This window comes from Bradyrhizobium erythrophlei (assembly GCF_900129425.1).
In the GTDB taxonomy this organism is placed as follows: Bacteria; Pseudomonadota; Alphaproteobacteria; order Rhizobiales; family Xanthobacteraceae; genus Bradyrhizobium; species Bradyrhizobium erythrophlei_C.
Genome location: NZ_LT670817.1, coordinates 5,471,484 through 5,490,084, shown reverse-complemented (window position 1 = coordinate 5,490,084; position 18,601 = coordinate 5,471,484). Strand labels below are relative to the sequence as shown.

Here is an 18,601-nt window from a genome sequence, read left to right as displayed (position 1 = left end):
GCCGCTGACAAGAATCAGCGCGAATAGAATTCGACGATCAGATGCGGCTCCATCTGCACGGCGAACGGCACGTCGGACAGAGCGGGGATCCGGGCGTACTTCGCCGTCATCTTGGAGTGATCGACTTCGAGGAAGTCGGGCACGTCTCGCTCCGAGAGCTGAATGGCTTCCAGCACCACCGTGAGTTGCTTGGAGGATTCCTTGACCTCGATGACGTCGCCGACCTTCACCTTGAAGCTCGCGATGTTGACGCGGCGGCCGTTCACCTTGATGTGGCCGTGGTTGATGAACTGGCGCGCGGCGAACATGGTGGCCACGAACTTGGCGCGATACACCACCGTGTCGAGGCGCCGCTCGAGCAGGCCGATCAGGTTTTCACCGGTATCGCCCTTCATCCGGCCGGCTTCGACGTAGATGCCGTGAAACTGGCGTTCGCTGATGTTGGCGTAGTAGCCCTTCAGCTTCTGCTTGGCGCGCAGCTGCACGCCGAAGTCGGAAAGCTTGCCTTTGCGGCGCTGACCGTGCTGACCGGGGCCGTATTCTCTGCGGTTCACGGGGCTCTTCGGGCGGCCCCAGATATTCTGGCCCATACGGCGATCGATCTTGTATTTCGCCTCACTGCGCTTAGTCATCGCGTCCTCTTTGCAAAGTTTGAGTTTTGAGGAAACGCGCCCTCCTGTGCGCCGGGAAATTCCCGGAGCCGACAGGCCCAACCCCTTAAGCTTGAAGGGACCGGACCACGGGTCGCGAAACGCATCGCGGGCCGAAATCGGCCCGCGAGCAGGCGGTTTCTAGGGACTATCGGTCCGGCTGTCAAATCGGCCGTCGGACCGGTAAAAGCAGGTCCGGCGAGCCGCGGGAGGCCGCCGGCGTCGGGGAAATCGGGTCGTTTCATGCAGCCAGCCGTCGTCGTCACAGGGGCATCTTCCGGCCTTGGGGTGGAATTCGCCAAATTGGCGGCAGCGGAAGGGGCCAGGGTGGTCCTGATCGCGCGTTCCAGGCCCGAACTGGACGCGCTGGCAGCCAGTATCGACCCTTCCGGGCGATTGACGGTGGTCTTAAGTCTCGATCTGAGCTCACCCGACGCCGGCGAGGTGATCGTGCGCGAGCTCGAGGCACTCGATCTATACTGTCACATCCTGATCAATAACGCCGGTTTTGGGCTGTTCGGCGACGCGGTCGAACTGGACCGCCAGCAGCAACTGGGGATCATCGATGTCAACGTGCGCGCGGCGACCGACCTGATGCTGCGCTTCCTGCCCGGAATGGTCGCACGCCGGAGCGGCGCCGTCCTCAACGTCGGATCGGTGGCGGGATTCGCTCCCGGACCGCGCATGGCGGTCTACTTTGCCAGCAAGGCGTATCTGATTTCCATCTCGCAGGGGCTGAGGCAGGAGGTCAGGGGCGCCGGCGTCACGGTGACATGTCTGTGTCCGGGCCCTGTCCGTACGCCGTTCCTGGCGCGCGCAGGCGCGGACAGGGTTGCGCTGTTCAAACTATTGCCGAAGCTCGATGCGGCCGATGTGGCCCGCGCCGGCTGGAACGCCATGAGGGCGGGACACGCGCTCTGCGTTCCCGGCATCAGCAACAAAGTCAGCATCGCCCTGACGCGGATGATGCCGCGCTCACTTGTGCTCGCGCTCGTCGGCTACCTGCAACGGGCCCGCCGGCGCCTCGCTTGATCTCTGCGCCAATCGGTTGGTGTCATTGTCCGGGAGGATCGGGCCGCGCGAGCGCCACCCTTCGCGATTGAGAAAATCGACCAGGCCCGGAAGAAAGCGGTTGAGCCGCCACATCGCGTGCGCGAAAGCGGTGATGACCACCAGTCCCTTATCGCGCTTGATCGCTCGAATCGTTACTTGTGCGATGTGTTCCGGGGTCGTGCACAGCCATGCGGGGATTTTGGGGCCCCAGGCCGGCGTTTCGGATTGGCCGGTTTGTGCCAGCATGGGCGTCTTCACGAAGCCCGGACAGACGACGCTGACGCCGAAGTTTTTGCGGTGATAGTCATTCCGCAGCGCCAGCGTAAATCCGACAAGGCCGTATTTGCTGGCCTGATAGGCCGCGAGCCGCCGGGTGGGAACCAGTCCCAAAAAGCTCGCCATGTTGACAATGTGGGCTTCATCGACGTGCGACAACGCAGGTATCAGCCTGGTCGTGATCTGCATCGGCGCCATCAGATTGACCGCAATGATATTGCGCCAGTCGGCGTCGCTCATGCTGCGCTGCTGTCCGTAAAAGGCCAGGCCTGCGCAATTGACGAGGATGTGCAGCGGACCATCCAAAACCACACGGTCGAGCATCTCTGCAATAAGCTCGGACTGGCCGAGGTCGCAAGTGATGCTGCGGACGCGGACGCCTTCATGCTCCGCCTCCTGCCGAGTCAGCACCAGGCCCTCGGCATCCCGATCGGTGATGACGAGATTGACTCCCTCGCGCGCGAGGGCCGTCGCGATCGCGCGACCGATACCGGAGGCTGCGCCTGTGACGAATGCTGTGCGTCCGCGTAAGATTTTCATCGGTCGGCGATTCGGCCCATTGTTACGTCTCCGTCAAATTATTCGCTGACGGCCGGTCAGGGTATGCTGGTGAATTCTCGGGAAATTTTACCGCTGCGGCCGGGGCTATTCCCTTCAGTAAGGGCAGCGGCTACACCCCGCTCCGTCGCGGCGAGCGCCAGTATCTCATCGGCAATCTGATGGTTCAGGATCTGCTCGAGCCGCGAAAGCTCCGCTCCGATAAAAGCGGCGTCGGTGATCCGGTGATCCCAACGGATCATGACATCGATGGTGCCATCATCAGACATCCTGTCATAGCTGAATATGAAGGGTTGCGGGCCCAGCGCCTCCACTTCACCGCCGCCGAAAGCTGCGACCGACGTGACCAGGAGCGTGCCCAGATAGTTGCCGCGCTGACGGCCGAAATTAAGGCCGATCGACCAGGCCAGCCATCGCAGCGGCTGCGGCAAACGGGTAACCATCATCGTCTTGCGGAAAAAAGGCGTGGCTTCGATCGGCTGGGTTTTGGCGTTCTGGATCCATCCGTGGGCTTCGGCGAGGGAAGTGCGATCGGGAGCCTTGACGGGAAACAGCAGCACGCCGTCCGGCGTCGCGTCCGGCGCCACGACGATCATCGCGACGGTTTGTGGAAATTCGTAGAGATGCGGCCAGGGCCATTTGAGATAGACCCTGCGCAGGATTGGTTGCTCGCTGGCCAGTATCGCGAACGCCTTGGCAAAGATCACCGCCCAGGCCGGCCGGGTGCCGAGACCTTTTCGCGCGGAGGCGAGCCGTTCGATCGAGAGGGTGCGGCGCACGGCGACGAACGGCATGTCTGCCGACGCCCGCATGAGGTCGATGATTACGCGGCGCGGCAGTGAAATCTTTCGAACCGTACCGCGCATCGTTCCACTCAGGTTCCCACAGCAGCAAGCCGGCTGACCGGGTTACCCCTTCGCCGGCTTCTGATCTAGCACGAACCGGCGGACCTGACGCCAGATGGTTCTGCGTCTATGGCGCGGGCGAGGCGAGTGGCTTGGTTTTGTCCGCTACGTAAATTACTAGCATTTTCAGTAGCTTATTTCCCGTCCTGGCATCATGGACGGCGCCGGCCGGAATTTAATAGGAGTCGCCGACCTCCGGCTTGAGCGGCGGCCTGCCATCGGCCACCTTCCCCCCAGCACGTAGCCAGTCTCGATACCCGGATGGGTATCGCGGCCGGCGGCACCGCCTGCGGGAACCTGCTGTGGCGAGAGACTCAGGCGTGCAAGAGAAGCGCGAGCGCATCTGTCGGCCATCCGGCCCAGCGGCGCTTCAGCGCTTGATCCCGTCAAAACTCGCCGCGATACCGCGGGCAAACAGCGACCAGTCGAAGCCGAGCGCCAGCGCCAGATAGCCGCGGTCGATCATCCGGTTGGCTTGTTCGGCCGTGCGCGCCACGCCCCCGATCGGGACGCCGCTTTTGAGGATGCCGGCTTCGGCGCGCGCCATCAACGCGAGCACTTCGGGATCATCGGCGCGCCCATGTTTGTCGATGCTGGTGGCGAGGTCGCCGGGGCCGATCACGGCGACGTCGATGCCGGGCACAGCCATGATCTCGTCGATATGGTTGACCGCCTCGACGTGCTCGATGGTGATCATGCAGATCATGTCATCATCCGCGGTCGCCATATAGTCCGGCATTGAGACGCCCCAGCGGAACGGCGCGTGAAACGGTCCCCAGAGCCGGTCCCCGCGCGGCGGATAGCGCACGCTGCGGACCGCCTTTTCGGCATCCGCGCGGCTGCAGATCATTGGAAAATTGATGCCCAGCGCGCCAATATCCATCGGCGCTTTCGCCAGCCAGGGCTCGTTGGCGGCGATTCGCGCCAGCGGCACGCAAGGCGTGCCTGACGTCGCGACGATCATCCCGTGCGCGGAACCGAGATCGATCGGACCGTGTTCGAGGTCGACGATGATCCAGTCGAATCCCGAACGGGCCATGATCTGTACGGTCTGAATGCTGGGAATCGTCGCAATTGCGCCAAATGTGGGGCGGCCCTCACGCCATTGCTTGCGAAGACGGTTGAGCGGCGCAGGCGTCACGGGCGTCAAATCCAAAACTCCGTTTGGCTGAGGCTTAAGCAATGGCGGTCGCGCAAAGGCTAGCAGCGCGGCAAGTTGTCGAAAAGACCAGTATCTGCCTATGCCGGAACCCGGCCGCCGAAAAATGGCATCAATGCCCGGTTCAGCGTGTGCGGCCGTCCGGATGTGAAAATCATTTCGGCGCCGGCATGATCGGCTTCGCCGCCGGGTCGCCCGAGCAAATCCGCAACCCGCCGGGCAATCGCGGGCGCGGGATCGATCCAGTCTACCGGCCACGGTGCCAGCCTGACCAGCCGGTCCATCAGCAGCGGGTAATGGGTGCAGGCCAGCACGACGGTGTCGGTGCGCGACAAACCGTCCGCGCCATCCCCGACAAAACAGGGCGCGAGCTCGGCCGATACCTGCCGATCGCTCACATCGCCGCCGCTCAATGCTGCCTCGGCCAGCGAAGCAAGTTCCGCGGAACCTACCAGCGTCACTTCGCAGCCTTGCGCGAAATCGCGGATCAGCGCTCTCGTGTATTCGCGTTTCACCGTGCCCTTGGTGCCGAGCACCGAGACACGTTTGGTTTGGGAACTCGCACAGGCCGGCTTGATGGCCGGCACGGTTCCGACAAAGGGAACTTGGTATCGCTCACGCAGGTGCGACATCACCAGCGTCGAGGCGGTATTGCACGCGATCACCACAAGATCGGGGGCATGCGCGGCGATCAACTCGCCGATCAGCGGCACCACGCGCGCGATGATCTGTTCCTCGCTGTGATGGCCGTAGGGAAAGAACGCATCATCCGCGACATAAACATAATGCGCGTCAGGCCGGGTGCCCACGATTTCACGCAGTACCGTGAGCCCGCCCAGCCCGGAATCGAAAACCAGAATCGTCGGAGGTACTGACACGGCGCGATCCTAGCCGATCCCGGGTTACCATTCAGTTGTTATTGCGGGCGAGGGCGTCGAAGCGGGTCCGGACCTGATATTCCCAAGCGGCGGATGTCGGTGCGTCACACCGGCAGCAGCGGTTTTGGCGGCCCCTGGCCGGCGTGCAGGCTGACCGCAACGTCGCTGCCATGTGCGATCCGCTCGAACTAGCTTTCGCCGAACACGCGCTTGAAGATCGTATCGACGTGCTTGAAATGATAGCCGAGATCGAACTGCTCGGATATCTCGGCATCGCTGAGATACTTCTTCACGTCGGCGTCTTTTTTCAGCAGCGCCTGGAAGTCGCCTTCGCCGCGCCACACCGGCATCGCGTTGCGCTGCACCAGCTTGTAGGCGTCCTCGCGGCTGCAGCCTTTTTGCGTCAACGCAATCAGAAGCCGCTGCGAATGAATGAGGCCGCCGAGGCGGTCGAGATTCTTCTGCATATTCGCAGGATAGATCAGCAATTTGTCGATCAGGCCCGCGAGGCGATTGAGAGCAAAATCCAGCGTCACCGTGGCGTCGGGAGCGATCATGCGCTCGGCGGAGGAGTGCGAGATGTCGCGCTCGTGCCACAGCACGACATTCTCCATCGCCGGCGTCACATAGGCGCGCACCATGCGCGACAGCCCGGTGAGGTTCTCCGACAGCACCGGGTTGCGCTTGTGCGGCATCGCCGAGGAGCCCTTCTGGCCCTCGGAGAAGAATTCCTCCGCTTCCAGCACCTCGGTACGCTGCAAATGCCGGATCTCGGTGGCAAGGCGTTCGACCGAGGACGCGATCACGCCCAGCGTTGCAAAATACATCGCGTGGCGGTCGCGCGGGATCACCTGGGTCGAGATCGGCTCCGGAATTAGCCCCATCGCCTTGGCGACGTGTTCTTCGACCCGCGGATCGATCTGCGCGAAGGTGCCGACCGCGCCCGAGATCGCGCAGGTCGCGACCTCCTTGCGGGCGGCCAGGAGCCGCTCGCGGGCGCGGCTGAATTCCGCATAGGCGTAGGCGAGCTTCAGCCCGAACGTGACGGGTTCGGCATGAATGCCGTGGGAGCGCCCGATGGTCGGCGTCATCTTGTGCTCGAAGGCACGCTTCTTCAGCGCCGCCAGCACCTTGTCGACGTCCTCGACCAGCAAGTCCGCGGCGCGGGTCAGCTGCACGTTGAGGCAGGTGTCGAGCACATCAGACGAAGTCATGCCCTGATGCACGAAGCGGGCCTTGGGGCCGACAATTTCCGCCAGATGGGTGAGGAAGGCGATGACGTCGTGCTTGGTCTCGCGTTCGATCTCGTCGATCCGCGCGACATCGAAAATGACGCCGCGGGCCTTGTCCCAGACCGCTTTCGCGGCCTCCTTGGGGATCACGCCGAGTTCCGCCAGCGCATCGGCCGCATGCGCCTCGATCTCGAACCATATCTTGAAGCGCGTCTGCGCCTCCCAGATGGCGGCCATTTCCGGGCGGGTATAGCGGGAAATCATCGAAGACTCGGGGCTCACAGGGATCAGGTCGCGCTTTAGCAGAGGCGCTGTGGGGAGACAAACCTCGGATTATCCGGCGGACGGCCCCGGCGCCATGCGGCCGGTTCCGCCCTCCCACTCACGAAACATTGAATGACAGATACTGAAATCTGTCAGCGGGACATGCTATATCAGCGTTCGACACCATTAAGAAAGTGTCACCTGGGCTTTGACGAACAATCAGCGAGCCCGGGAGTTAAATAGGACGACTGCCATGACTATCGAAATCTTTTATCTGACCGCACAAATTCAGGGTTGGCTCAATGCTCGCGTGGCCCGTCACCTTGCCGCCCAGGCCGAGAGACTGGCCCGCTAACGGCGAGGGCGATGACCACCCGCCAGATCGCTTTGCGAAAGCTTGGAAGGCAGACGGTGCGCGCATGAACGAAACACTGGTTTTGACCCCGGAGCGAATTCTCGAGGTCACGGAAGAGGTGTTGCGACGCTACGGACTGGCGAAGGCCACGGTGGTGGACGTTGCCCGTGCGCTCGATGTGAGCCACGGCAGCGTCTATCGTCATTTTCCGAGCAAGGCTTCACTGCGCGAAGCGGTGGCAAAACGCTGGCTCGACCGTGTCAACGCGCCCCTCCAGGAGATTGCCCAGGGTTCGGAGTCGCCGCCCGTCCGGCTGGAGCACTGGCTTCGCACGATGATTGCGATCAAGCACAAGAAGGTTTGCGATGATCCCGAGATGTTCGCGACCTATTTGGCGCTGGCGCAAGAGGCGTGCAAGGTGGTGAAGGCGCACAAGGATGGTCTGGTCGACCAGATCGCGCATATCATATCCGACGGCGTTAAACAGGGGGACTTTGAGGCCGCGGATGCCAAGGCTTCGGCGCGCGCGCTCTTCGATGCCACCATCCGCTTCCATCACCCTGCTCATGCCGAGGAATGGAGCGATCCGGCGCAGGCGGCGCGGATTGATGCCTTGCTGGCGCTGTTGCTCAGGGGCCTCGAAGCGCCGTGTAAGCACTAAATCATTCCTCGGCACGCTGTCGCGGCCGTCGGTCGCGGAAGGTCTTCAAGATCGCCGCCTTACCCCATCTCAGCCTCTCATCGTGATTGCGCGCCGCCAGCGTCCTGTTGTTTGATATCGCTCAAAGCCGGCACAAGCCCGGCCGACAGGATTGCTGCGGAGGAAAATGTGCGGCTCGCCGTCTTTACGGACATCCATGCCAACCGGCAGGCGTTCAGCGCATGTCTCGATTTTGCGCAAGCGCGCGGCGCCGAGCGGATGATTTTGCTCGGCGATTACGTCGGATATGGCGCCGATCCGGAATGGACGGTTGAGACGGTGATGCGCCTCGTCGAGCGCGGCGCCATGGCCGTGCGCGGCAACCACGACAGCGCCGTCGGCACGACAACGGAATCGATGAACGCCGAAGCGCAGGCCGCGATCGAATGGACGCGCGGCAGGCTTAGCGGCGCGCAGCGGCGCTTTCTGGCTGAGCTGCCGCTGGCGCTGCGGGAGGAGGATCGGCTCTACGTTCATTCCGAAGCCAGCAGCCCGGCGAGGTGGCACTATGTTCAAACCACCGCCGATGCCGCGCGCAGCATCGTGGCGACCGAATCCCACATCACATTCTGCGGCCACATCCATCGGCCGGCGCTCTACTCGATGTCTTCGGCCGCGAAGATGACGAGTTTCGTTCCGACCTCAGGCGTTCCCGTGCAATTGCTTGGCGGCAGGCGCTGGCTCGCCGTTCTCGGTTCGGTGGGGCAGCCCCGCGACGGCGATCCGGCGGCCTCGTTTGCGATGTTCGACACTATCTCCCGGCAAATCACCTATTGCCGCGTGCCCTACGATGCCGGGGCGGCGGCTACGCGGATTCGCGAAAACGGCCTGCCGTTCTGGCTGGCCGATCGGCTTTTGGTCGGGAGGTGAACATTGGCGAGGCTCACGGTTGCACCGGGCGCCGTCATTGACGGCTTCAAGGTCGGAGAATGCGTCCATCGTGGCGGGATGGCGACGCTCTGGAGCGTGACCCGGCCCGACGTCGATCTGCCGCTGTTGATGAAAATCCCACGGGTGTCCGAGGGGGAGGATCCCGCGGCCATAGTCAGTTTCGAAATGGAGCAGATGATCCTGCCGCGGTTGTCCGGGCCCCACGTGCCCGCCTGTTTCGGCGCCGGCGATTTCGCTCGGCAAGCCTATGTCGTGATCGAGCGTATCCCGGGCAGCACGCTCTACAGCCGACTCGGCGATCTGCCGCTCCCTTACGAAGAGGCTGGCGGCATCGCGCAGAAAATTGCGCTGGCGCTTGCCGACCTGCACCGGCAGAACGTCATTCATCACGACATCAAGCCGAGCAGCGTCATGTTTCGCGCCTCCGGCGAAGCCGTGCTGATCGATTTCGGACTGTCGCACCACAATCAGCTGCCCGATTTGCTGCAGGAAGAGTTTCGCTTGCCCTACGGCACCGCCCCGTACATGGCGCCGGAGCGCTTGCTCGGGGTGCGCGACGATCCGCGCAGCGATCTTTTTTCGCTGGGCGTACTGTTGTATTTCTTCACGACGGGGGTGCGGCCGTTCGGCGAGACCGAGACCATGCGCGGAATGCGGCGGCGGCTGTGGCGCGATCCGGTTCCGCCGCGCAAGCTGAGGGCCGACTATCCTGCTTGGCTCCAGGAAGTCGTGCTGCGCTGCCTGGAGATCGAGCCGGTGTGGCGTCACCCCACCGCATCGCAATTGGCATTCGAGCTCGGCAATCCCGACCAGATCAAACTGACTGCGCGATCGGAACGGGTGAGGCGCGATCCCATCAGCACCGTACTGCGCCGCCGCTTCAATCGCGGCCTGACGCAGCCGAATCCGAAATCCGACCTTGCCGCGCAAATGGCATCAGGTCCGATCGTGGCCGTCGCTCTCGAAATCGCTGAAGAAACCGATGCCTTGAACGGGGCCTTGCGCGTGACCGCGCAACGAATCCTGGCGACGCTGCCGTCGGCGAGGCTCGCATGCATCAACGTCTTGAAGCTCGGCCGCATCACCATCGACAGGACGCTCGACGAGAAGGGCAACAACAAGCACATCGACCGGCTGGTCGCGCTGCGGCATTGGGCGCAGCCGCTCAAGCTCGACGAGAGCAGGCTTTCGGTCCACGTGCTGGAGGCCGTCGATCCCGCCTCCGCCATCCTGGAATTCGCGCACGCCAATCGCGTCGATCATATCGTCATCGGTGCGCGGCAGAATTCGCTGGCGCGCGCCCTGCTGGGCAGCGTCTCCGCCAAAGTGGCGGCGGAAGCAGCCTGCACCGTTACCGTGGTGCGGCCGCCCCGGCCGGCCGCGCTGCAGGGGCAGAGCGGTGCAAACGAGAAGGCGGAAGAAGCGAAAGCTTAGATCGCTTCTCCGCGCGCCAGCGCCGCAGCATTGCGGATCGCGGAAATGTTCGCCTTGTAGGCTTCCATGGTGCCGCCCTTGAACACGGCGGAGCCCGCGACGAAGGCATTGGCGCCGGCGGCGGCGAGCTGGCCGGAAACATCCGGCCCGACGCCGCCATCGACCTCGATATCGATCGGGCGTCCCGCGGTCATGGCTCTGAGGTCGCCGACCTTGCCGAGCGCCGAATGAATAAACGCCTGACCGCCGAAACCGGGGTTGACCGACATCACCAGTACCAGATCGATCATGTCGATGACGTATTCGATGGCGCTGATCGGAGTGCCCGGATTGAGCGAGACGCCGGCCTTTTTGCCGAGCGCGCGGATCGCCTGCAGCGAGCGATGCAGATGCGGGCCGGCTTCGGCGTGCACGGTGATGTGATCGCAGCCGGCCTTGGCGAAGGCCTCGAGATAGGGATCGGCGGGCGAAATCATCAGATGCGCGTCGAAGATCTTGCTGGTGTGCGGGCGCATCGCCTTGATGACGTCGGGGCCGTAGGAAATGTTGGGAACGAAGTGCCCGTCCATCACGTCGAGGTGGATCCAGTCGGCACCGGCGGCATCGACAGCTCGGACCTCTTCGCCCAGTTTGGCGAAATCGGACGCCAGGATCGACGGTGCGATGACGAGGGGGCGTGACGCAAATTGCTGAGACATGCGCGTTTTCCCGATTTGCGAGGTGTGCGGAACGGTTTCGCGTAACATGTGCAAAGCCTGGGGGCAATGCGGGCAGGGCCCCGCGAGCGGGCGGAAAATTCTGCCGCGGCGGCATCAATTGCCGGGGGAGCCCGACGGTTTCGGAACCAGAAAACCCCTATTTTGTTGGATTTTTCGCGATGGCACGGCGCTTGCTGAGGTTTGCGCTGCGAACGTAAATGGCCGCGCGATGCGGCATCTGCCGGAGTTTTGCCATGCTGTTTGCCCTTGGCGCCGCGTCGTCTGCACTGAATGCCATCCAGTCGCTGACCTCGTCGATATCGTCATCCCCGCAGGCGACCGGTTTCAGCGAGGCCTCGACGGATCCTTTCAAAATCCCCAGCAGCGCTTCGACTGCGACAAGTTCGACCCCCGCGGCCGGAGCCACCGGATTTTCGCAGATATCGCCGGCCACCATGAGCGCGCTGCTGGCGGCGCAAGGCCAGTCATCGGCGGCAACAACCACATCGGCATCGACCAGCCCGTCCGCCGCGCTGCAGGACCTGTTCTCGCAGATCGATGCCAACGGAAACGGCGAGATCACCAAATCCGAATTTGAAAACGCCCTCGGCGCCGGCGGCACCAACCTCGCGCAGGCCGATGACGTTTTCAACAAATTGGACACGAACGGCGATGGCTCGGTCAGCATGAGCGAATTGTCGTCGGCGCTGAAGGGCGCCGGCGGCAAGGGTGGTCATCACCACGCGCATGTGGGCGGGTCCGGCGGCTCCGGCGACAGCACGGGCGGTTCCAGTGGTACCAGCGGAGCAAGCTCCAATCCACTGCTGCAGGGCTTGCAGGGCGCGTCCGGCATTTCGTTCATGAAGAGTAACGGCTTCCTATAATTTAATGCGGCAGCTGACCCAGCGCGAGGCGAATGCGATTTCGTCCTCGCCGAGATCGCTGTCATTCAACGCCTGAAACAGGTCCAGCGGCTGCCCGGCCGTAGCGACCTAGCCAAACCGATCTTGCCACGCCGGCAACGCGCCCGGGAAGGGCAGTGCGGTCGCCGCGAAGACACCGCGCGCGATAGCGCGGGCCACGACATTGGCTGCGACCATGCCGAGTTCGGTGAGGCCGGCCAACGGATCGACCGGCTTCTCGCCGGTTGCGGCCGCGAACAGCACGTCGCCGTCGAGCGGCGCGTGCACCGGGTAGATCGCGCGGGCAAATCCGGTCTGCGCGATCATCGCGAGCCGCTTGGCCTGGGGTTTCGTCAGGATCGCATCGGTCACGACCACCGCGAGTGTCGTGTTCTCCACGGCCGTTGCGGCAGCGCCGCCCTTGATGCGCATCGCCAGCATGTCCGGCGTGAATGCCGGTGGCAATCCGCGTCCGCCATATTCACCGTCGATTTCAAACGGCGCCGCCCAGAACCACGGTCCACCTCCGACCGTGACGATGCCGACGGCATTGACCACCGCGAGTGCCGCGACCCGGACGCCGCTCTGTGTCGCGGCCGAGGCCGAGCCGAGGCCGCCCTTGAAATTGGCCGTAGTGGCGCCGAGACCGGCGCCGACGCTGCCGAGCATGAAATCTGCGCTGGCCGCCGCGGCTGCGGCGTAACCAAGTTCGCGGTAGGGTGCGAAGCGGCCCCAGGCCTTGTGGCCGCCGTTCAAGAGATCGAACATGATTGCGCCGGCCACGATCGGAATCACCGCGCCGCGCACGGCAAAGCCGCGGCCTTGCCCGGCGAGCCAGGCCTGCACCCCGCCGCCGGCCTCAAGCCCGAACGCCGAGCCGCCTGCGAGCGCGATGGCATCGATCCGCTCGACGGTATTGGCGACGTCGAGCAATGCGCCCTCGCGGGTGCCGGGTCCGCCGCCGCGCACGTCGATTGCGGCCACCACGGGACTATCGAACATCACCGCCGTGACACCGGACGCCAGCGCTTTATCATCGGCGTGACCGACGCGAACGCCGGCGATGTCGGTGAGGAGGTTTTTCATTGCAGCATGCTCCGAGCGGCGGCAGATGAGCGCACGGCCGAGTTCTGGTCAACCTCGTCGAGACGGATGCGATGCTCCCAGCAGCATGCGACAGGCAAAAACGCCCCGGCGAACCGGGGCGTTTGAACGTCACAATTGAATTTATACGGGCTTATGACCCCTTGGGATTGATCTCGGTGTAGTTGCCCTTGTCGTCCCACTTGTAGACGACATAGTCGATTTGCTTGATGTCGCCCTTGGCATCGAACTCCATCTTGCCGATCACCGTATCCCACGCACCGGCCTTGATCGTATCCATGACTTTCTTTGGATCGGTTGTGCCGGCCTTCGCCACCGCCTGCGACCAGACCTGCATCGCGGCATAGGTGTAAAGCGTGTAGCCTTCCGGATCGATATTTCCGGCCTTGAACTTCTCGACGATGGCCTTGGCGGTCGGCTTGTTACGGGGGTCGGGACCGAACGTGAACAGCGTGCCTTCGCCGGCGGGCCCGGTGATCGACGCGAACTCCTTGTCGGCCAATGCGTCACCGGCCATCAGCACGGTCTGCAGGCCCTGATCGCGCATCTGGCGCAGGATCAGGCCGGCTTCCTGATGATAGCCGCCGACATAGACGAGGTCGATGTTGTCGCGTTTCAGGCGCGAGACGATGGCATTAAAGTCCTTGTCGCCCTTGTTGTAGGACTCGAACATCTTCTCGGTGAAGCCGGCCTTGTTCAGCGCCTTCTTGGTTTCGTCGGCGAGGCCTTTGCCGTAGGTGGTCTTGTCGTTGAGGATGGCGACGTTCTTGCCCTTGTAGAATTTGGCGATGTAATCGGCGGCGACCAGGCCCTGCTGATCGTCGCGGCCGCAGACCCGCGCCACGTTCCAGAGCTTGCGCTCGGTGTACAGCGGATTGGTCGAGGCCGGCGTAATCTGCAGCACGTTGCCGTCGGCATAGGCTTCCGATGCCGGGATCGACGACGACGAACAATAGTGCCCCGCCACGAACGGGATTTTCGCACTGGCGATTTTTTCCGCCACCGAACGCGCCTGCTTGGGATCGCAGGCATCGTCCTCGACGTCCAGCGCCAGCTTCTTGCCGAGCACGCCGCCGGCGGCGTTGAGGTCCTTGACCGCCTGTTCGGCGCCATTTTTCATCTGCCGGCCGAATGCGGATTCGCCGCCCGTCATCGGGCCGGCCACGGCTACGGTGATGTCCTGCGCAAGCGCAGTTGTCGACAGCGCCAACGACGCGCCCACTGCCAGGCCGATCAGGTTTAATGATTTCATGAGGAGTCCTCGCGGGGTAAGTCGCTACGGGAAGTACCGGCGACGCCGCCGGGGCTCGAAAATCACGGCTATTGTCGGCTGATTTTGTCGTGAAGTCATTGGCAATTTTCGGGCATTCGCCGGGACCGCTCGCGGAGGTACCGCGAACTCAAGTCCGCCGGCCGCCCTCCAGATAGGCCGCGCGGATTTCGGGGCGCTGCAGCAGCTCGCTGCCGGTTCCGCTGAGCGTAATCAGGCCGTTGACCATGACGTAGCCGCGATGGGCGAGCCGCAGCGCATGATTGGCGTTCTGCTCGACGATCAGCACCGCGAGGCCATCCTGCCGATTCAGAGTCCGGATTGCGTCGAAAATCTGGCGAGCGATCAACGGGGCCAGGCCCAGCGACGGCTCATCCAGCATCAACAGGCGCGGGCGGCTCATCAACGCGCGGCCGATCGCCAGCATCTGCTGTTCGCCGCCGGACAAGGTGCCGCCGCGCTGGGTCATGCGCTCCTTGAGTCGCGGAAACAGCGTGAACACCCGTTCCAGCCCGGCGGTGCGGCCGGCCTCGTCGCATTCGGTGGCGTCGGCGCCCATCTGCAGGTTTTCGGCGACGCTCATGCGCGGAAAAATCCGGCGGCCTTCCGGCGATTGCGCAATGTGCAGCCTGGCGATCTCGTGGGTCGGCACATCAGTGATATCGCGGCCGTCGAACAGGATTTGGCCGGCGCGGGCGCGCGGCTTGCCGAAGATCGTCATCATCAACGTCGACTTGCCGGCGCCATTGGCGCCGATCAGGGCAACGATCTCGCCTGGGTTGATATCGAGATCGACGCCTTTCAGCGCTTCGATCTTGCCGTAGGCGGCGCGCAAGCCGCGGATCGCGAGCAGGGGCGGGGCAGATGGTGCAGTCACGCTCCGCTCTCCATCACCGCGATCGCTTCTTCTTCGTCGGCGCCGAGATAGGCCGCGATCACCTTGGGATCGTCGCGGACCTGCTGCGGGGTGCCTTCGGCGATTTTCAAGCCATAGTCCATCACCACGACGTGGTCGGAAATTTCCATCACCACCGACATGTCATGCTCGATCAGCAGGATCGAGGTGCCGTGGTCGTCGCGGATCGAGAGCAATAACTGGCTCAAGCCGGCGCTTTCACGCGCGTTCAGTCCGGCGGCCGGTTCGTCGAGGCACAGCAAGGCGGGCTCGGTGCACATCGCGCGCGCGATTTCGAGGCGGCGCTGATCGCCGTAAGGCAGGTTGCCGGCGGCATCGTCGGCGCGGTCGAGCAGCCCGATGCGGTCGAGCCAGCGCGTGGCCTGATCGATCGCGCGCCTTTCCGCTGACCGCCAGGACGGCGCGCCGATCAGCCCGAGAAAGGTCAGGCCGGAGGCAAGCATCAGCGCGTTATGCTGGGCGACCATCAGGTTTTCGAGCGCGGTCATGCCGGGAAACAGCCGGATATTCTGGAAGGTGCGCGCGACCCTGGCCTGCTTGGCAATGCGGAAATCGTTCAGCCGCTCGAGCTGGATTTCCTTGCCGGTATCATGCGTCAACCGCATGGCGCCGCCGGTCGGCTTGTAGAAGCCGGTGATGCAGTTGAATACGGTGGTCTTGCCGGCGCCGTTCGGCCCGATCAGCGCGGTGATCCTGCGCCGTTCGGCGCCAAATGACAGATCGTTGACGGCGACGATGCCGCCGAAGCGCATCGACAGATGGTCGACGGTGAGAATGCAATCGGCGCTCATCCGTGTCCCTCCTTGACGAGGTCGGACGAGATGGCGTGGCTGTGCCGCAGGAAGACGGTGGGCGCGCGGTGGCCGATCAGTCCGCGCGGCCGCCAGATCATCAACATCACCATCGCGACACCGAATACCAGCATGCGATACTGCTCGAGGCCGCGAAACAGCTCGAAGCCGCCGATCATGGTAAGCGCCGCGAGTGCGACGCCGAGTTGCGAACCCATGCCGCCGAGCACGACGATCGCCAGCACCAGTGCGGATTCCTGGAAGGTGAAGGATTCCGGGCTGATGAAGCCCTGCCGGGTGGCGAAGAACGCGCCGGCGAAACCGCCGAACATGGCGCCGGTCGCGAATGCTGTCAGTTTGGTCGTGGTGGTGTTGATGCCGAGGGCGCGGCAGGCAACCTCGTCCTCGCGCAGCGCTTCCCAGGCGCGGCCGATCGGTAAACGTCGCAGCCGGATCGTCACCCAGTTGGTGAGCAGGGCGAGCGCCAGGATCAAATAGAACAGAAACACGATGCGATGGGTCGGCGAAAACTCGATACCGAGCCTGGCGGCAAGCCCGTCATCGCCCGGTGTCAGCGGAATGCCGAACAAGGTCGGCCGAGGGATCCCGCTGACGCCGTTCGGACCGCCGGTCAGGCTTTGCCAGTTGATAATGACGAGACGGATGATCTCGCCGAACGCCAGTGTCACGATGGCGAGATAGTCGCCGCGCAGCCGCAGCACCGGGAAGCCGAGCATCACGCCCCACAACGCCGCGAGAATGCCGGCCAGCGGCAGGCAGATCCAGAACGACAGCCCGAAATTGGTCGCCAGCAGCGCGTAGGAGTAGGCGCCGACGGCGTAAAACGCGACATAGCCGAGGTCGAGCAGTCCGGCGAGGCCAACCACGACATTCAGTCCCCATCCCAGCATCACATAGGTCAGCACCAGGATGCCGAGATCGAGAATGTAGCGCTGATCGTAGAAAATCACCGGCACCAGAAACGTGAAGACCAGCAGCACCGGTGCGATGGCGCGCCGCGCGACCGCAAGCGCGCTTTGCACGGAGGGCGGAACGACCATGACGGTGCCGACCGGCCCCCACCACTGCCGCAGCAATTCCGCAGCGATGCTGCCGGCGAACACGACACCGACCATGGCGGCAAGATCGCCGAATCGTGTCCAGTAGATCAACTGCCCGGTGGGTCCGGCTTCGGTGCGGATCCCGATCATCAGCGAAAACAGTACCAGCGCGACAAGCGCGCTGATCAAGGCTTTCTTGAAGATGAAGGCGACGCCGGGGGCGCGCGAAGCGAGCGTTGTCTCGGGCGCGGGTTTTGTCACGCGTCGCCTGTCAAACTTTTTCGACTTCGGGCCGGCCCAGCAGGCCGGTCGGAAGGAAAATCAGCACGATGATCAGAATCGAGAACGCGGCGACGTCCTTGTATTCGACCGAAAAATACGCCGACCACATCGTCTCGATCAGCCCGATCGCAAGCCCGCCCAGCATCGCGCCCGGCAGCGAACCGATGCCGCCGAGCACCGCCGCGGTGAACGCCTTGATGCCGGCGACGAAGCCCATGAAGAAATCCACCAGGCCGTAATACAAAAGGTACATCATGCCGGCGACCGCGGCGAGCGCAGCCCCGATCACGAAGGTCATGGAGATGGTGCGGTCGACGTCGACCCCGAGCAGCGCCGCCATGGTCTGGTCCTGCTCGCAGGCCCGCATGTCGCGGCCGAGTCGGGTCCGCGATACCAGCCAGGTGAAGATCGCGAGCAGCACGATCGTGGTGACGACGACAACTATCTGGACATTGGACAGCCGCACCGCGAAACCGTCGCCCTCGAACAGAGTGTAGCCGCCGGTGATGATCGGCGGCACCGGCTTGACCCGCGCGCCCTGGGCCACCTGCGAATAATTCGACAACACGAACGACATGCCGATCGCCGACAGCATCGGGGCGAGGCGGAACGAGTGCCGCAGCGGCCGGTAGGCGATGCGCTCCACGGTCCAGCCATAGAGCGCGGTAATCGCCATCGATACCAGCAGCACGATCAGCAGGATCACGGGAACCACGGTGAGGCCGATCGAGACCAGGATCAGGAAAGAGATCAGTGCGATAAAGCCGCCGATCATGAATATGTCGCCATGAGCAAAATTGATCATGCCGACGATGCCGTAGACCATGGTGTAACCGATGGCGATCAGGCCATAGATCGAGCCGAGTACGATGCCGTTGATGAGTTGCTGGGCGAAATAATCCATGAGCTGCCGTTGTTTGGAGCATTTTCCGGCAAAGGGGTCCCGGTTTGCCGTCGAGGAATGCTCACTTCAACAAATTCCGCGGCGATGGCTCCCGGCAGCCGGAACGACGCGTCGTTTCATTTTCTAACAGTGGGAACCCGGGGCGGCAACAGCGCGGGGTGCCGCTCAAAGGGCTTGTACAGAGGTAGTTTAGGCGGCGGGTTCCCTTTGCCACAGTGGCGGCAAACTATCGCCTCGCATTAATCCCGGCGGAACCGGATTCCCTGAAACCAATTCCGGTTTTTCGGGTTGTTACCTCCCGTTACATTCAAGACGGAC

The 18,601-nt window shown here is 63.4% G+C and carries 18 protein-coding genes and 1 pseudogene; 5 read left to right on the top strand and 14 right to left on the bottom strand.

The genetic code is table 11. The annotated features are described in order from the left end of the window. Positions 1 to 14: 14 nt before the first annotated feature. Positions 15 to 632: a 30S ribosomal protein S4 gene (rpsD, locus tag B5527_RS26385; RefSeq protein WP_079604146.1), complete on the bottom strand. Its 618-nt coding sequence runs from the start codon at positions 630 to 632 to the stop codon at positions 15 to 17. A 261-nt stretch (positions 633 to 893) separates the two neighbouring features. Between rpsD and B5527_RS26380 the strand changes: the two genes are divergently transcribed. After that, on the top strand, positions 894 to 1,682 hold the full coding sequence (locus B5527_RS26380) for an SDR family NAD(P)-dependent oxidoreductase (RefSeq protein WP_079604145.1): 789 nt from the start codon (positions 894 to 896) through the stop codon (positions 1,680 to 1,682). Here the strand turns inward: B5527_RS26380 and B5527_RS26375 are convergent. From B5527_RS26375 to purB, 6 genes and pseudogenes are all read right to left on the bottom strand, one after another. Beyond that, positions 1,626 to 2,519 carry an SDR family NAD(P)-dependent oxidoreductase gene (locus B5527_RS26375; RefSeq protein ID WP_079604144.1) on the bottom strand — a complete coding sequence of 298 codons (894 nt, stop codon included), beginning with the start codon at positions 2,517 to 2,519 and terminating at the stop codon, positions 1,626 to 1,628. The genes B5527_RS26380 and B5527_RS26375 overlap by 57 nt on opposite strands. Positions 2,520 to 2,575: 56 nt before the next feature. Further along, entirely contained in the window at positions 2,576 to 3,403 is an 828-nt protein-coding gene (locus tag B5527_RS26370) for an acyltransferase (protein WP_245332257.1), read from the bottom strand. Positions 3,404 to 3,509: 106 nt separating this feature from the next. Beyond that, positions 3,510 to 3,742 (bottom strand): annotated as a pseudogene (locus B5527_RS46610) (cupin domain-containing protein); the annotation flags it as partial. A 70-nt stretch (positions 3,743 to 3,812) separates the two neighbouring features. After that, positions 3,813 to 4,583 (bottom strand): HpcH/HpaI aldolase family protein, encoded by a 771-nt coding sequence (locus B5527_RS26360; RefSeq protein WP_425305027.1) that lies wholly within the window; start codon positions 4,581 to 4,583, stop codon positions 3,813 to 3,815. Positions 4,584 to 4,681: 98 nt separating this feature from the next. Further along, entirely contained in the window at positions 4,682 to 5,479 is a 798-nt protein-coding gene (gene murI / locus B5527_RS26355; RefSeq protein ID WP_079604143.1) for a glutamate racemase, read from the bottom strand. A gap of 188 nt (positions 5,480 to 5,667) precedes the next feature. After that, entirely contained in the window at positions 5,668 to 6,975 is a 1,308-nt protein-coding gene (gene purB / locus B5527_RS26350; RefSeq protein WP_079604142.1) for an adenylosuccinate lyase, read from the bottom strand. Between the two features lie 419 nt (positions 6,976 to 7,394). Between purB and B5527_RS26345 the strand changes: the two genes are divergently transcribed. From B5527_RS26345 to B5527_RS26335, 3 genes are all read left to right on the top strand, one after another. Beyond that, a complete protein-coding gene (locus tag B5527_RS26345; protein WP_079604141.1) occupies positions 7,395 to 7,991 on the top strand; it encodes a TetR/AcrR family transcriptional regulator in 597 nt (198 codons plus the stop codon). Positions 7,992 to 8,159: 168 nt separating this feature from the next. Then, on the top strand, positions 8,160 to 8,900 hold the full coding sequence (locus B5527_RS26340; protein WP_079607509.1) for a metallophosphoesterase family protein: 741 nt from the start codon (positions 8,160 to 8,162) through the stop codon (positions 8,898 to 8,900). A gap of 3 nt (positions 8,901 to 8,903) precedes the next feature. Further along, positions 8,904 to 10,355, top strand: a complete 1,452-nt coding sequence (locus B5527_RS26335) for a serine/threonine protein kinase (protein WP_079604140.1) — start codon at positions 8,904 to 8,906, stop codon at positions 10,353 to 10,355. Here the strand turns inward: B5527_RS26335 and rpe are convergent. Next, entirely contained in the window at positions 10,352 to 11,053 is a 702-nt protein-coding gene (gene rpe, locus B5527_RS26330) for a ribulose-phosphate 3-epimerase (protein WP_079607508.1), read from the bottom strand. The genes B5527_RS26335 and rpe overlap by 4 nt on opposite strands. A 254-nt stretch (positions 11,054 to 11,307) precedes the next feature. On the opposite strand from rpe, the gene B5527_RS26325 reads away from it, so the two are divergent. Continuing rightward, a complete protein-coding gene (locus B5527_RS26325; RefSeq protein WP_154072535.1) occupies positions 11,308 to 11,937 on the top strand; it encodes an EF-hand domain-containing protein in 630 nt (209 codons plus the stop codon). A gap of 108 nt (positions 11,938 to 12,045) precedes the next feature. Here the strand turns inward: B5527_RS26325 and B5527_RS26320 are convergent, their stop codons facing one another. The 6 genes from B5527_RS26320 to B5527_RS26295 all read right to left on the bottom strand — a co-directional run bounded on the left by B5527_RS26320 (position 12,046) and on the right by B5527_RS26295 (position 18,283). Beyond that, positions 12,046 to 13,041, bottom strand: coding sequence for a P1 family peptidase (locus B5527_RS26320; protein ID WP_079604139.1), 996 nt, complete (start codon positions 13,039 to 13,041; stop codon positions 12,046 to 12,048). A 151-nt stretch (positions 13,042 to 13,192) separates the two neighbouring features. Then, a complete protein-coding gene (locus B5527_RS26315) occupies positions 13,193 to 14,311 on the bottom strand; it encodes a branched-chain amino acid ABC transporter substrate-binding protein (protein WP_079604138.1) in 1,119 nt (372 codons plus the stop codon). Positions 14,312 to 14,459: 148 nt separating this feature from the next. Beyond that, positions 14,460 to 15,206: an ABC transporter ATP-binding protein gene (locus B5527_RS26310; protein ID WP_079604137.1), complete on the bottom strand. Its 747-nt coding sequence runs from the start codon at positions 15,204 to 15,206 to the stop codon at positions 14,460 to 14,462. Further along, on the bottom strand, positions 15,203 to 16,036 hold the full coding sequence (locus B5527_RS26305; protein WP_079604136.1) for an ABC transporter ATP-binding protein: 834 nt from the start codon (positions 16,034 to 16,036) through the stop codon (positions 15,203 to 15,205). The genes B5527_RS26310 and B5527_RS26305 overlap by 4 nt, the downstream gene beginning before the upstream one ends. Continuing rightward, positions 16,033 to 17,358 (bottom strand): high-affinity branched-chain amino acid ABC transporter permease LivM, encoded by a 1,326-nt coding sequence (gene livM / locus B5527_RS26300; RefSeq protein ID WP_079604135.1) that lies wholly within the window; start codon positions 17,356 to 17,358, stop codon positions 16,033 to 16,035. Before livM ends, B5527_RS26305 begins: the two co-directional genes overlap by 4 nt. A gap of 10 nt (positions 17,359 to 17,368) precedes the next feature. Then, on the bottom strand, positions 17,369 to 18,283 hold the full coding sequence (locus tag B5527_RS26295; RefSeq protein WP_079604134.1) for an ABC transporter permease subunit: 915 nt from the start codon (positions 18,281 to 18,283) through the stop codon (positions 17,369 to 17,371). Positions 18,284 to 18,601: the final 318 nt, after the last annotated feature.

Bases quoted from the DNA above. Each gene is read 5' to 3' on its own strand.
- rpsD (WP_079604146.1), bottom strand. From the start codon at position 632: ATGACTAAGCGCAGTGAGGCGAAATACAAGATCGATCGCCGTATGGGC.
- B5527_RS26380 (WP_079604145.1), top strand. From the start codon at position 894: ATGCAGCCAGCCGTCGTCGTCACAGGGGCATCTTCCGGCCTTGGGGTG.
- B5527_RS26375 (WP_079604144.1), bottom strand. From the start codon at position 2,519: ATGAAAATCTTACGCGGACGCACAGCATTCGTCACAGGCGCAGCCTCC.
- B5527_RS26370 (WP_245332257.1), bottom strand. From the start codon at position 3,403: ATGCGCGGTACGGTTCGAAAGATTTCACTGCCGCGCCGCGTAATCATC.
- purB (WP_079604142.1), bottom strand. From the start codon at position 6,975: ATGATTTCCCGCTATACCCGCCCGGAAATGGCCGCCATCTGGGAGGCG.
- B5527_RS26345 (WP_079604141.1), top strand. From the start codon at position 7,395: ATGAACGAAACACTGGTTTTGACCCCGGAGCGAATTCTCGAGGTCACG.
- rpe (WP_079607508.1), bottom strand. From the start codon at position 11,053: ATGTCTCAGCAATTTGCGTCACGCCCCCTCGTCATCGCACCGTCGATC.
- B5527_RS26325 (WP_154072535.1), top strand. From the start codon at position 11,308: ATGCTGTTTGCCCTTGGCGCCGCGTCGTCTGCACTGAATGCCATCCAG.
- B5527_RS26320 (WP_079604139.1), bottom strand. From the start codon at position 13,041: ATGAAAAACCTCCTCACCGACATCGCCGGCGTTCGCGTCGGTCACGCC.
- B5527_RS26315 (WP_079604138.1), bottom strand. From the start codon at position 14,311: ATGAAATCATTAAACCTGATCGGCCTGGCAGTGGGCGCGTCGTTGGCG.
- B5527_RS26305 (WP_079604136.1), bottom strand. From the start codon at position 16,036: ATGAGCGCCGATTGCATTCTCACCGTCGACCATCTGTCGATGCGCTTC.
- B5527_RS26295 (WP_079604134.1), bottom strand. From the start codon at position 18,283: ATGGATTATTTCGCCCAGCAACTCATCAACGGCATCGTACTCGGCTCG.